The sequence below is a fragment of the Fibrella forsythiae genome, assembly GCF_017353175.1.
GTDB lineage: Bacteria > Bacteroidota > Bacteroidia > Cytophagales > Spirosomataceae > Fibrella > Fibrella forsythiae.
This window is the reverse complement of the sequence record NZ_JAFMYW010000013.1, coordinates 45,844-57,784: the sequence shown is the minus strand read 5'-3', so window position 1 is coordinate 57,784 and position 11,941 is coordinate 45,844. Positions and strand designations below refer to the sequence as shown.

Sequence of the window (11,941 nt, the reverse complement as noted above, 5' to 3'; positions counted from 1 at the left end):
AACCGAAACAGGCTTTTCATTTCAGAAGAGGAAAGGTAGGCTGATGGGTTTGTACAGGCTCTTCACACCGGTCTCCTTTTACGAATGCAACTGGTTTACTACAGTGGCTCGTAAGAGCGATAAAGTGGTTGCGTAAAGGAGTCATTAGCAACGTACCTACATGCCTGACGTGTGACTACGTTGTCTGTTGCTTAAGTTGCCGACAGAATGTACTGATAGCGTTTGCAACCAGATCGGGTTCTTCTATGGGCAACAAATGGCCAGCCCCGGCAACAATGGTTAATGCCGCCTGTGGTAAATAGGGAAGCACCATGTCGGTCTGTACCGAATGGGGTAGCGCATTGTCGTGGTCGCCCGCCAGAATGGTTATAGGTACGTTGATAGGCACCATACGCGCACTAATATCCTCGCGACTTCCCGTTGTTAGCCAGGCAATCCAGCCTTCAGTAGAGCTGCGTAGGTTGTCAGTAACGATGAGCTGCCGGGTTAGTTCAGAAAGAGGCCTGTTTGTAATGTTGTTGGCTGTTTTTTCGGCGGCCTTCTGCTGTTCGTCGGGTGGTAAGCTGGGTTGATCAAGCATGGCCTGTCGATCCTTGTCTGGTATCGGTTCGGGAACGGGGGGTGATGGTGCCAGCAGCACCAACCCTTGCAGCGCGGCCGATGCTGGCGAGGATAATGTACCTGACGCAACGGCCAGCGCCAGTTTTCCACCCATCGAATGACCAACCAGCACAAATGGCCGATCACCTAATTGCACCTTAATGGCGTCAGTAACTGCTTCGGTTACATCATCAACGGTCTGGTGGTCAGAGATTGGCGGTGAATCGCCAAAACCCGGAAGGTCAATAACCAGACAGTAAAAATCAGCTGCCAATCGATCCACTACGGTGCTCCAGGACTGAATTGAGCCGCCATAATAATGCAGGAATACCAACGCCGGTCCGGTAGCGCTTTGCGGTGTTCGGGTGAGGGTGTGAAGCATAATATAGTTAGAATTCCACTTTCAATTTCGCCGGCTGATCGGTGATTTCCAGCATCTGGCCGTAGGGAACAATCGTGATCTGGCCAAATTCCTGAAGGATCGTTTTGTAGGCGTCGGCTACCGGGCGGGGCTTGCGATCGAGGTCGTACAGGCCACAGGCATTGACCCGATTATTCTGCTCGGCAAGGCCCGTATCCCAGTCGATCTGATCAATCAAACTATACCAGGTGAAACCCAAGACGGGCACGCCATCGCGGCGCATTTGCATAACATTGATCCACTGCTTATATAGCCAGGTCGGGGCGTTGTCGGCCTCGAATACATTCGTTTCCGTGTGCATTACCGGCTTATGATACCGACTATAATACTGCTTGGTGATCTGGTACCAGCCCAGCACGTCCATCGAATTCATGATCTCACCATTGGGGAGTTTGATCTGCTCATTACGGCCGTAATAATCATTGCCCATTACCTGATAACCAGGAGGTTGGCCAGCCATAAACCAGTCGTATTCTTTCCGGGTCATGCCGTTGTCGAGCAAATAGAGCGCAACATCGGCTGTGGGCGGATGCGCGTACAACAGATCGAGCGAGAGGAATCGGAGTTCATTGTGCAGCTCTATTTCCGGGGTAGGAATGGTGCACACTTCATGAACGAATTCGGCGCTTTCGCTCTGTACAATCACTACGTCGGGCCGCCGTTTGGCAATCTGCTGGGTACCCATGATGCTGGCCGCTACAGTGTGTTTTAGGGCCGTTACAAACGCCTTGTCCGTCTTTAGCTGCTCGTTCCAGAGACCGTCTTTGGCGCTATGCCTCGCTGTTACGTAGATCTCATTCACAGGCGTGTAGAAACGTACCCACGGATAGCGTTCGGCCACGGCGGCGCAGTATTCGGCGAAAAGTACCGGTAGTTCGGGATTCTGGAAATTACCAACCCAGTCGGGCACGCCGAAGTGCATCAGATCGAGAATAGGCGTGATGCCCTGTCGCTTGATCTCGTTCATGGCAAGGTCGGCAAATTCCCAGTCGAACTTGCCAGGTCCCAGATGGATGCTGTAGTAGGGGAGGCCATACCGTAACACTTTCAACCCGAGCTCTTTCACCAGCCCAATGTCTTCTTTGTAGCGATCATAATGACCACATTCCCGAAGCTGATCCCGCCTGACTTTTCCTTTTTTGATCGTTGGATACGAGCATTCGATTCCGGTTGCGAACATAAAGTTCGATGGTGAACCGTCGGGAAGGCCGTTGCCGTTGGAAGCCGTTGACCCTCCATACTGGTCGCCGTCGTAGGCTCCGGTACCGAAGTGTTTTTCAATATGTTTTAAAAAATCCATAATGTTTAACTCGATTTATGTGCATGATGAGTAATGGCAGAGAGGCGCACGGGCCTCCAGGTTTATCATCCAGCCTGCTGCAAAAATTTATCGGCTGTTCGGAGTGACAGCGCCATGATTGTCAGCGCCGGATTTACGCTCAGTGCCGATGGGAACGTGGAATTGTCGCTGATATACAGGTTGGGTACGTCGAACGATCGGCCGTTGGCATCAACCACCGAATCGTCGGGCGAATGACCCATTCGGCACGTACCAATTACATGGGCCGAGCGGGGGAATGCCCACACGTTTTTAGCCCCTGCTGCCGCCCAAATCTCGCGCATAATCCGGTCGGCGTGCGCATTCATTTGCTTTTCGTTCTCGCCATTAGTAAAGTATACCCGTGGTTTAGGCAGCCCCCGAACGTCTTTTTCGTCCGATAATTCAAGGTAGTTATGATCATAAGGCAGACAGTCGCCCAGAATGTTGATGCCTGCCACATGATTGTACCGGCTCATCGCGTCGTGCAGGGCCTGCCCCCAAAGGCCGGTGCCGCGTACCCGTTGCTTCACGTAGGTAACTGGCATTACACCGATTGACTGAAGCAGGTACCCCCCCGCAAAATCGGCTGATTTGTTGGAAAACGGTCGGTGCATATCTTCCGAAATAAGGCCGCCCGGAATCCCCTTGTAAGGCCGAACATCCTCATCGAATTCGCCCCAAATCTGCAAGCCGGTATGAGCCATTAGATTCCGACCTACCTGCCCGCTACTATTTGCCAGACCATTCAGCAGTAGCAGACGAGGCGTTTCAACGGCACCCGCGCACAGAAAAACGGCCTTGCAAGGTTGTCGGTATGTTTGCCCGTCCCGGATGTAGATAACCGTCGTTATGCGTCCCTGTGTATCACGGTCAAAGCTGGTGACGAATGAATCGGGTCGAATTTCGGCTCCATGTGCTCTGGCCAGCGCCAGGTACGTTACGTCCATGCTGGCTTTCGCTCCTATGCTACAACCCGCCTGACAAAAGCCACGGTTGGTACACGCCTCGCGCCAGCCAACCCCCGGCTGAAAATAACGCCCTGATAGCGCTGCATTGGCCGCTGGCGAGGTACGAATGCCCAGATCGGCACACCCACGCTGCATCAGTTGAGCAGCACCGTTCAGGGGAAGCGGGGGCAGGGGATATGACTGGGTACGTGCCGGCCCCCACGGGTAACTGGCCGGACCCGAAACGCCCAGGAACTGCTCGATCTCGTTGTAATACGGAACAATGTCTTCGTTAAAATCAACGGGCCAGTCGGCAGCCACGCCGAACTCGGTCTGTAGGCGCAAATCGTCGGGCTGGGCGCGGGGCGTATAGGCCGTGAAATGGAGCGTTGATCCACCAACGCCCGTTCCGGAATTATTAGACCCAAAAGCGAGTGGATCCTGACCCGCACTGAGCCGTTCGTCGTTCCAGAAGAGAAAGTTTTGCGCCCGTTCGTCAGTGGCGTAGTCGGTCTTCGGGTTCTTTTCCGGTCCGGCCTCCAGTGCCACTACGCGTAGGCCTGCCTGTGCCAGGCGAGCCAGAAGGGGGGCGCCTCCTGCGCCAGTGCCAATCACGACGGCATCGACGGTGTCATTGGTACTATAGGTACGTCCTTGCGAAGACGTCTCATTGCTCGATAAAGTCGGCATGTGTATATGGTTTCGGCGTAGCCTCCCTGCAGGGCGGGGGCTACGCCAACAAAAAATTATAGCTCTCTTGGTTCGCGCGCTTCCAGTTCATTCAACCCAATCAGTTCCCAACTGGGTCTGTCGGCCATACCAACGTACCCAAACGCTTCCTGAACCAGCGGATTGCTGTAATAAATAACGACGAGTTCGGCCAGCAGATCGTCAAAAAAACGTGTAGACGGCAGCTGTTGCCAGATCTCACCCGGAGCTGTTCCGGCCTGTATCTGCCCAATGAGGTCATCCTTCTCGCCACTGGTTAACCGATCGAATGACTGGCCGTAGGCTGCCTGAGCTGACTCCTGAAAGCCCTGTAACCCTAATCGGTACGCGTCAGTATCGGCAGGAAGTACGTCATACCGCCAGCCATCGCTTTCGTTATTTGCCAGCCGTTTATCTACCGGGTCAACCAGGTCAATGACGTACCCGGCTTCGCCAGGCTGTGGTAACAGGCGGCTGGCAATATGACGCAGGGTAGTGGCTTCTTCCTGAGTGAAAAAACGGAGCGGACCAGGTTGCTGGTTGAGTCGTTCGGTTAATACCTCGCGGGTCTTGTCGCTAACATGGTTGGTGGCCAGTAACTCACGTACGGTGCCAGAGGGGTAGTGGGTGGGGTGGCTCATCCTAATTTTCCGCCGGTTACTTCTACCAGGCTACCTGTCATGAAACTACCATCACTCGACGCCAGCATAACGTAAGCGGGTGCCAATTCTTCGGGCTGGCCGGGCCGGGCCAGTGCCACCTCATGGCCAAAATGCTCAACTTCGTCCATTGGCATCGTACCCGGAATATTGGGTGTCCAGACGGGGCCGGGAACCACGGCATTGACCCGGATTCCCCGTTCGCCCAGTTGAATGGCCAGCGACTTGGTGAAGGCGTGGATGGCCCCTTTCGTTGCTGTGTAATCGATCAGTAATGGGTTACCTACGATACCGACAATGCTACCTGTGTTCACGATGGCATCACCTTCGTGCAGGTGCGGCAGGGCCGCCTGTGCCATGAAAAAGTAGCCGAAAATATTGGTCTCGAAGGTGCGGCGAAGCTGCTCTTCGGTAATGTCTTCAAACTTTTCCTGCGCCATCTGATACGCTGCATTGTTCACCAGAATGTTCAGCTTACCATATTCGTCTACCGTTTGTTGAACAGCGTCGCGGCAGGCGTTCGACTCCCGAACGTCTGCCTGAATAACCAAACAGCGTCCGCCGTTGGCCTCCACCATCCGTTTGGTTTCAGCGGCGTCGTCGGTGTTTTCGTTGTAAAGAATGGCCACATCGGCCCCTTCTTTTCCAAAGGCAATGGCCACCGCCCGCCCAATTCCCGAATCGGCCCCGGTGATCAGCGCTACCTTGCCAGTTAATTTATTTGCCGCCTTATAGTTCGATAAATCGCTGTCGGGCTGGCGTTTCATGTCTGACTGCCGCGCTGGGTAGGGCAATTTTTCGCCTTTTATTTCGTCAGAAGAAGGACGAGATTCCTGCATTTGCATACCGTTGAGAAAATATTATTGGCATTTATTTCTTTCAACTGGTAAAACTCTGGCTTGGTTATAAATGGGCCTGAACGGCCGGTTCCGGCCCTTAACGCCTTTTTAACAGGGGTTTGGCGGCGTTTTAATATACAAATGGGAGCTTCGTTGCCACTATTCCGGCGCATAAACTAAACATCTACGGCGGTTCATTGGATAATTCGTGTTTTTCACTCTTTCAACTATTGATGGATACTATGTATGTTTCGGATATGAAAGTCCTAGTGGTAGAAGATGAGCCCAAGCTGGCCTCTTTCGTTAAGAAAGGGTTGGAAGAGCAAAAGTGCGAAGTTGATTTGGCCTATGATGGGCAAATCGGCCGGACAATGGCCTTGAGCAATAGTTATGACGTCATTGTGCTGGATGTGAATCTGCCCAAGATCAACGGGTTCGATCTGGCCCAGACGATCAGACACGAACAGGTACAGACTCCCATTCTGATGCTTACGGCGATGGGGTCAGTAGATGATAAATTGGCCGGTTTTGAAGCCGGTGCCGATGATTATCTGGTGAAACCATTTGAGTTTCGCGAACTGATGGCTCGTATTCGTGCCCTTCACAAACGTGGCGCCGAAGGCGGAAGCGCCGTAAGTGTGCTGCGCGTTGCCGATCTGGAACTTGATCTGAATGAGAAAATTGCTCGCCGGGGCGGCAAACGGATTGAGCTGACAGCCAAAGAATTCGGGTTGCTCGAATACCTGATGCGTAACCGGGGCCGGGTGGTCTCCCGCGTAGATATTGCCGAAAAAGTATGGGATATTCACTTCGACACGGGTACCAACGTGATTGATGTGTACGTGAATTTTCTGCGGAAAAAGGTCGATAAAGAATTCCCGACCAAGCTCATTCACACCGTTATTGGTATGGGCTACATCATGAAGGAAGAGTGACGATCCGCGCCCGGCTGACCTTACTTTTCTCGTTGTTGGTTGGCTCTATTCTGTTGCTGTTCTCTGTCTCTATTTACCTGCTGTATAATCAGTACAGGGAACTGGATTTCTATGATCGTCTGCATGAAAAAGCCACCACAACCGTTCGGGTACGTGAAGATGCCGGTGACGTAGCCCGTAATGATCTGCCCGTCATGGTTGGTGAACGCGTTATGATCTACGACTCACTGAATCAGGTTGTTTTCTCTGCGGGAAAAGGATATAACCCACCGTTAACGAGCAGGCAGTTTCGCCATATCCGCGAGGGGCATGAAATCCGATTGACGCACGGTGAAATTGAGACGATCGGTATTCGGTACAAAACGCTGGTTGTGGTGGCTACAGCTTATGACCAGTATGGGTTCAACAAGCTGCGCCGCCTCCGCGAAATCCTTATTTTTGGTTGGCTGGCCAGCTTTGTTATGGTCGGCGTGGCGGGTTGGCTGTTTGCATCTGATGCCATCCGGCCCGTTTCTGAAATTATTGATCAGGTAAACGACATCTCGGCAACCAACATTCATGAGCGGCTGCACGTTAGCCGGAAACGCGACGAACTGGCTGAACTGGCCCGGACCTTCAACGATATGCTGAATCGGCTGGAAGAGGCTTTCGTCACCCAGCGTAGTTTCGTGTCGCATGCCTCACACGAACTGCGAACACCGCTGGCTATCATGCGTGGTAATATCGACGTGGCGCTGATGCAGGCGCGCGATGTGCCGTATTATCAGCAAACGCTGGCCGACGTACTCGATGAAGTACAGACCATGATTGATCTGGCCAACGGGCTGCTCGATCTGGCCCGGGCCAGTTCTGAATCAACAGCCATTTCATTCCGGCCTACCCGGCTGGATGAGTTGCTCTGGCAGGCCCGCAGTAAGCTGTTGACGAAGAATCCTTCCTATATCGTTGATATCGATTTCGAGAACCTGCCCGATCAGGACGATGAACTGACTATTCAGGGAGAAGAAGCGCTGTTGCGTACGGCCTTCCAGAATCTCATGGAGAATGGCTGTAAATACTCGGCCAATGGTAGCGTGGCGGTTCGAATCACGTTTGCGCCGAATCAGATTCAGATCGCGTTTACCGACAAAGGATATGGTATTTCGGCCAATGCGCTCCCTCACCTTTTCGAGCCCTTCTACCGGTCGCCGTCAACAACGAGTGTGGCTCCGGGGCACGGTATCGGGCTGGCCCTTACGCACCGGATCGTACTGCTGCATAACGGAACGATCACGGTTGAGTCTGTTGAAGGAGAGGGGACAACGGTAACCGTTCAGTTTCCAATGCCTGTTGTTGGGACTGCCTGAGTCGGAGGTTAGTCTGGTCGATTACTGTTTTTTTGGCAGATAGCACCCAAAAATAGCATTTTTCTGCTTTTACCAGTGAGGCAGATGAACGTACCCGGCAACAGGCGGGGAATTGGTCGTCTGTCTCGTTCTGACCAACTTTCTCGTATCATCTATGCGTCAACGCCTTACCCTGCTGAGCGTCTTGTGGCTTTCAGCCTTTCTGAGTTTTGCTCAACCCAAATCTGCCGATGTCCCGTCGGCACCCGGCCGCTGGTCGGCAACAAAAGCCAATGCCTGGTATGCCAAAGAACCGTTTCTGTTCGGCGGCAATTATAATCCGGCCAATGCCATCAACGAACTGGAGTTCTGGCAAGCCGAAACCTTTGATCCGGCCACGATTGATAAGGAATTAGGCTGGGCTGAGCAAATGGGCGTCAATACCATGCGTGTTTTTTTACACGATCTACCCTATCAGCAGGACGCCAAAGGGTTCATCAAGCGCATCGACACCTTCCTTAACATCTGCCAGAAACACAAGATCAGGCCCATGCTGGTGCTGTTCGACTCGTGCTGGGACCCATACCCGAAACTGGGCAAACAGCATGATCCGGTTCCAGGCATTCACAACTCTGGCTGGGTGCAGTCGCCGGGAGCCGATGCGCTGACCGACGTATCGCAGTATCCACGGTTGGAAGCCTACGTGAAAGGTGTGATCGGTGCCTTCAGAAATGATAACCGGGTGTTGATGTGGGATATGTGGAATGAGCCCGATAATACCAACGACAACAGCTACGGTGATCGGCATACGATAAAAACAGAGCTGCCCAAAGACCGCAAGATTGCCATCATCGGCAAATTGCTACCGCAGGTGTTCCAGTGGGGGCGTTCCGTGAATCCAACTCAGCCATTGTCGTCAGGCATCTGGAAATCGTTTGTCGATGACTGGACCAACGCGTCGGCTATTCCTGCCTTTAACCGGATGCAACTGGAGAATTCTGACGTCATTACGTTTCACCAGTACAGTGATGCGCCTTCGCTGGAGAAACTGATTGCCGGACTGAAGAAATTAGGTCGGCCACTCATCTGTACTGAGTTCATGGCGCGGGGCGTAAACAGTAAGTTCCAGACGCACCTGCCCATTGCCAAACGCGAGAAGGTGGGTATGATCTGCTGGGGATTTGTAGCCGGGAAATCGCAGACATTTCTGCCCTGGGATAGCTGGCAGAAACCCTACGTAAACGGGCGGGAACCGAGCATTTGGTTCCACGAAATCCTGAAAAGCGACGGCACGTTCTATGACCCGGCCGAAGAGCAGGCCATCAAATCGGCGATGGGTAAGAAATAGATGTTTTAGCATAAAAAAGCCGCTCTGGACATCCAGAGCGGCTTTTTTATGCTAAAACAGAACGAATCAACTAGGCTTTCTTACCTTTCTTGGCACCGCCTTTTTTGGCAGGGGTACCATCGAGTGTATTAATCCAGGTAGCCAGTTTCAGCGCGTCTTCTTTAGGCACCTGTTTCATCGGAGCCATGGCAATAAAGCCGGGCCAGTTGGCTGGCTTGGGGTTATAAATCAACTCCACGATCTGATCGTTAGTGTAGTTGCGTTTAGCCACATCTTTGTAAGCCGGTCCAACCAATTTTACATCTACCCGGTGGCAGGCAATGCAGGTATATTTGGTCATGAGGGCTTTCATATCGTCAGGAATGTTATCCTGCGCCTGGGCCGAAAATGATGCCGACAATAGACCGGCGGTAGCAAGGAGGAAGCCGAACGCTTTTTTCATCGTAAAAACTTGATTGGCAATTGGGTTGACTAAGTTGTATTGTAGTATTCTGGGGAGACAAAGGTAAACGTTGACCGGTGCTGAATCCAATTCAACCACGACTTATTACCCGTGTAACAGGTATATGACCGTTTTTTACCCTAAAAGTTTAGTCTGTGTCGAAAATGTTAAGCGAACTTGCCCAATCGGGTCTGGGTTTTGGCTATATGACAACCTACGATTTTAGAAGTTACCATACCCGATCAATCAATGCGGCAACCGCAGACGAACGGGCGGCTATCAATCAGGAGTTAAAAGAATTGTACAACAGCCTGCCCGATACCGAAAAAGAAGCGTTCAATCAGCAGTTGCAGACGTTTCTAGCCCGCGAGGTGGGCCGGTTGAAATCAGACTATGAATCAGTGAAAGGCGGGATGCAGTAATTGTCTGCCCAGACCAGCCACGTACCTAATCGGCACAAAAAAGGCTAGGTACGTTCATACGTACCTAGCCTTTTTTGTAGAAAACTCCTTGATCAGTCTTTCAGGCTGCTCAGGTACGTCTTGTTGCCGTTCTTGTTGATGTAATACTTGCCACCGCGTGGGCCGGTCATAACCTGCTCGCCGTTGGGGCCTTTCATCGACCGGTCAACCGGTGCTTTATAATCGGCGGGGCTGGCTTTAGTCTCTTTAGCGCTGGCCTTAGCTACTTTCTCCGGCTTGTCTGCTTTTTTAACTGCATCGGCCGCCTCAGCTGCTTTTTTGTCTGCTTTGGCAGCCTTCTTATCTGCCTTGCTTGTAGCATCTGGCTTGTCAGTGGCTTCTTTTTTTGCCTCTTTCGCTGCTTTCTTTTCAGCCTTGGCCGCTGCTTTATCGGCTTTTGCGGCTTCTTTCTCGGCGTCAGTCTTTGCGGCCTTCTTATCGGCTTTAGCTTCTTTCTTATCCTCCTTAGCCTCTTTCTTGTCCGCTTTGGCTTCTGACTTTTCTTTCTTGGCTTTCTCTTTTTTAGGCTTCGCGTCCTGAGCCGGGGCGCAGAAGGTGATCAACAGGCCGAGCAGAAAGGTCAGCCACATGGCAGATTTTTTCATTTGTTCAAATTGATTAAGGTTAAACTCGCTAATTGGACGGAAATGTGAGGGAAAAGTTGCCCAAAAGCAATGCCTTAAGCGAATTTTAAGGTAGTTTCCTTAAGAGAAAATCTGAATGGCCATGCAGGATTACTACCTTAGTGTTGAGCCAGTACCGGTGCAGGTGCAACGAGCGATTTTTTTAGTACATACTGAGCCAGAACCGGAAAGTGATCGGAGAACGAGATGGCAGATAAGGTCTGGCAGGTTTTGATGTGCCAATCCTGGCTAACGAACTGCTGATCGATGCGTACACAGTAGGGGTGGCGATTGAGCGTGAACCCCATGCCCTGCCCCACCTCTTCAAAGGCGTTTCTAAAGTTCCGACTCAGTTTGCCGTATGAATACCCCATCGGTGTTTCGTTGAAATCGCCGCAGATAATGACCGGATACCGGCTACCCGTTACGTATGATTCCACCTCCTGAACCTGTTCGTTTCGGTTTTTGAATCCTTCTTTCAACCGGTGAAAGGTGTCGCCAACTTCGGCAAAGAACCAAAGTAGATCGCCGGATTTCAATGCCGTAACTGCCTTGCTGGTTCGTACGCCCATCGACAATAAGTGTACATTGACAACCCGGATGGTATCGGCTCCGTAGGCAATATCGGCACACAGAAACCCATTAATATCGGGTCCGTCAGTTCTGGTCCAGATGCGGCCATACTGTTTCACTACCGGGTATTTCGAAAATACAGCCAGCCCAATTTGCCGATCGTTTCCAAAACAGGTCAGTTTCTCGATCCTGGCAGTATACTGCCGTTCGATCTGCGCGTTGGGGGAATACTCCTGAAAACAGGCAATATCTGCGCTCAGAGATTTGTCGAATTCGGTGGTAGTTCCCAGGGGAAAGGTTTCGCTGTTGAAGCTCAGTACCTTGAGTGCCTGAACCTGATTCATGTCTAACTCGCCCGTATTCGTGCCAACAACCCGTTTAACCAATACAAACGAAAACATCACCCAGACCAGACCGGCCATTGCGATAGCCTGCTGCCGTTTGCAGAGCAGGTAAACGCAGGCCACAACACCGCTGGGAATGGCCAGGGGCAGGCTCATCATCACAAAACCCGTAGCCCAGTGGTCGGCAACGGGATAATAGCAGAAAGATACGGTGAAAAAGAGGTACAGAATAGCACTGTAGGCGAGAGGAAACTGCCGGTAACGGGTAAAAAATAGCCGGATCGCGTCGGTCAGCGTTCTCCAGAAAAAGGGCAGGAATGACGATATTACGTCAGTGATTTTTCGAAAAGTCGACATCGGTTTGACCGTTGGGTGATAGAGTTCGCCAGCTTTGC

The 11,941-nt window shown here is 52.0% G+C and carries 12 protein-coding genes; 4 read left to right on the top strand and 8 right to left on the bottom strand.

Translation table 11 applies throughout. The annotated features are described in order from the left end of the window. Window positions 1-175: 175 nt before the first annotated feature. The 5 genes from J2I46_RS29535 to J2I46_RS29515 all read right to left on the bottom strand — a co-directional run bounded on the left by J2I46_RS29535 (window position 176) and on the right by J2I46_RS29515 (window position 5,501). Window positions 176-982, bottom strand: a complete 807-nt coding sequence (locus J2I46_RS29535; RefSeq protein ID WP_207332710.1) for an alpha/beta fold hydrolase — start codon at window positions 980-982, stop codon at window positions 176-178. 7 nt (window positions 983-989) lie between these two features. Beyond that, window positions 990-2,321, bottom strand: a complete 1,332-nt coding sequence (locus J2I46_RS29530) for a family 1 glycosylhydrolase (protein ID WP_207332709.1) — start codon at window positions 2,319-2,321, stop codon at window positions 990-992. Between the two features lie 65 nt (window positions 2,322-2,386). Next, complete coding sequence (locus tag J2I46_RS29525) at window positions 2,387-3,979, bottom strand: GMC family oxidoreductase (protein ID WP_207332708.1); 1,593 nt, start codon at window positions 3,977-3,979, stop codon at window positions 2,387-2,389. A gap of 56 nt (window positions 3,980-4,035) precedes the next feature. Beyond that, window positions 4,036-4,638, bottom strand: a complete 603-nt coding sequence (locus J2I46_RS29520) for a gluconate 2-dehydrogenase subunit 3 family protein (protein WP_207332707.1) — start codon at window positions 4,636-4,638, stop codon at window positions 4,036-4,038. Continuing rightward, a complete protein-coding gene (locus J2I46_RS29515; protein ID WP_207332706.1) occupies window positions 4,635-5,501 on the bottom strand; it encodes an SDR family oxidoreductase in 867 nt (288 codons plus the stop codon). Before J2I46_RS29515 ends, J2I46_RS29520 begins: the two co-directional genes overlap by 4 nt. Window positions 5,502-5,752: 251 nt before the next feature. Here J2I46_RS29515 and J2I46_RS29510 point away from each other — a divergent pair, with 251 nt between their 5' ends. The 3 genes from J2I46_RS29510 to J2I46_RS29500 all read left to right on the top strand — a co-directional run bounded on the left by J2I46_RS29510 (window position 5,753) and on the right by J2I46_RS29500 (window position 9,103). Further along, complete coding sequence (locus J2I46_RS29510) at window positions 5,753-6,430, top strand: response regulator (RefSeq protein ID WP_207332705.1); 678 nt, start codon at window positions 5,753-5,755, stop codon at window positions 6,428-6,430. Beyond that, complete coding sequence (locus J2I46_RS29505; protein ID WP_207332704.1) at window positions 6,427-7,776, top strand: sensor histidine kinase; 1,350 nt, start codon at window positions 6,427-6,429, stop codon at window positions 7,774-7,776. Before J2I46_RS29510 ends, J2I46_RS29505 begins: the two co-directional genes overlap by 4 nt. 154 nt (window positions 7,777-7,930) lie before the next feature. After that, a complete protein-coding gene (locus tag J2I46_RS29500; protein WP_207332703.1) occupies window positions 7,931-9,103 on the top strand; it encodes a cellulase family glycosylhydrolase in 1,173 nt (390 codons plus the stop codon). A 70-nt stretch (window positions 9,104-9,173) separates the two neighbouring features. Here J2I46_RS29500 and J2I46_RS29495 read toward each other — a convergent pair whose 3' ends face one another. After that, window positions 9,174-9,545: a c-type cytochrome gene (locus J2I46_RS29495; RefSeq protein ID WP_207332702.1), complete on the bottom strand. Its 372-nt coding sequence runs from the start codon at window positions 9,543-9,545 to the stop codon at window positions 9,174-9,176. Between the two features lie 206 nt (window positions 9,546-9,751). Between J2I46_RS29495 and J2I46_RS29490 the strand changes: the two genes are divergently transcribed. Then, a complete protein-coding gene (locus J2I46_RS29490) occupies window positions 9,752-9,967 on the top strand; it encodes a hypothetical protein (protein WP_207332779.1) in 216 nt (71 codons plus the stop codon). A gap of 92 nt (window positions 9,968-10,059) precedes the next feature. Here the strand turns inward: J2I46_RS29490 and J2I46_RS29485 are convergent, their stop codons facing one another. Both J2I46_RS29485 and J2I46_RS29480 read right to left on the bottom strand, forming a co-directional pair. Then, the gene (locus tag J2I46_RS29485; protein WP_207332701.1) at window positions 10,060-10,611 is read right to left on the bottom strand and encodes a hypothetical protein; all 552 of its coding nucleotides are present in this window, start codon (window positions 10,609-10,611) and stop codon (window positions 10,060-10,062) included. Between the two features lie 137 nt (window positions 10,612-10,748). After that, window positions 10,749-11,903 (bottom strand): endonuclease/exonuclease/phosphatase family protein, encoded by a 1,155-nt coding sequence (locus J2I46_RS29480; protein ID WP_207332700.1) that lies wholly within the window; start codon window positions 11,901-11,903, stop codon window positions 10,749-10,751. Window positions 11,904-11,941: the final 38 nt, after the last annotated feature.

Coding starts and splice junctions, on each gene's coding strand:
- J2I46_RS29535 (WP_207332710.1), bottom strand. CDS start 982: ATGCTTCACACCCTCACCCGAACACCGCAAAGCGCTACCGGACCGGCG.
- J2I46_RS29480 (WP_207332700.1), bottom strand. CDS start 11,903: ATGTCGACTTTTCGAAAAATCACTGACGTAATATCGTCATTCCTGCCC.
- J2I46_RS29495 (WP_207332702.1), bottom strand. CDS start 9,545: ATGAAAAAAGCGTTCGGCTTCCTCCTTGCTACCGCCGGTCTATTGTCG.
- J2I46_RS29510 (WP_207332705.1), top strand. CDS start 5,753: ATGAAAGTCCTAGTGGTAGAAGATGAGCCCAAGCTGGCCTCTTTCGTT.
- J2I46_RS29520 (WP_207332707.1), bottom strand. CDS start 4,638: ATGAGCCACCCCACCCACTACCCCTCTGGCACCGTACGTGAGTTACTG.
- J2I46_RS29515 (WP_207332706.1), bottom strand. CDS start 5,501: ATGCAAATGCAGGAATCTCGTCCTTCTTCTGACGAAATAAAAGGCGAA.
- J2I46_RS29490 (WP_207332779.1), top strand. CDS start 9,752: ATGACAACCTACGATTTTAGAAGTTACCATACCCGATCAATCAATGCG.
- J2I46_RS29485 (WP_207332701.1), bottom strand. CDS start 10,611: ATGAAAAAATCTGCCATGTGGCTGACCTTTCTGCTCGGCCTGTTGATC.
- J2I46_RS29530 (WP_207332709.1), bottom strand. CDS start 2,321: ATGGATTTTTTAAAACATATTGAAAAACACTTCGGTACCGGAGCCTAC.
- J2I46_RS29500 (WP_207332703.1), top strand. CDS start 7,931: ATGCGTCAACGCCTTACCCTGCTGAGCGTCTTGTGGCTTTCAGCCTTT.
- J2I46_RS29525 (WP_207332708.1), bottom strand. CDS start 3,979: ATGCCGACTTTATCGAGCAATGAGACGTCTTCGCAAGGACGTACCTAT.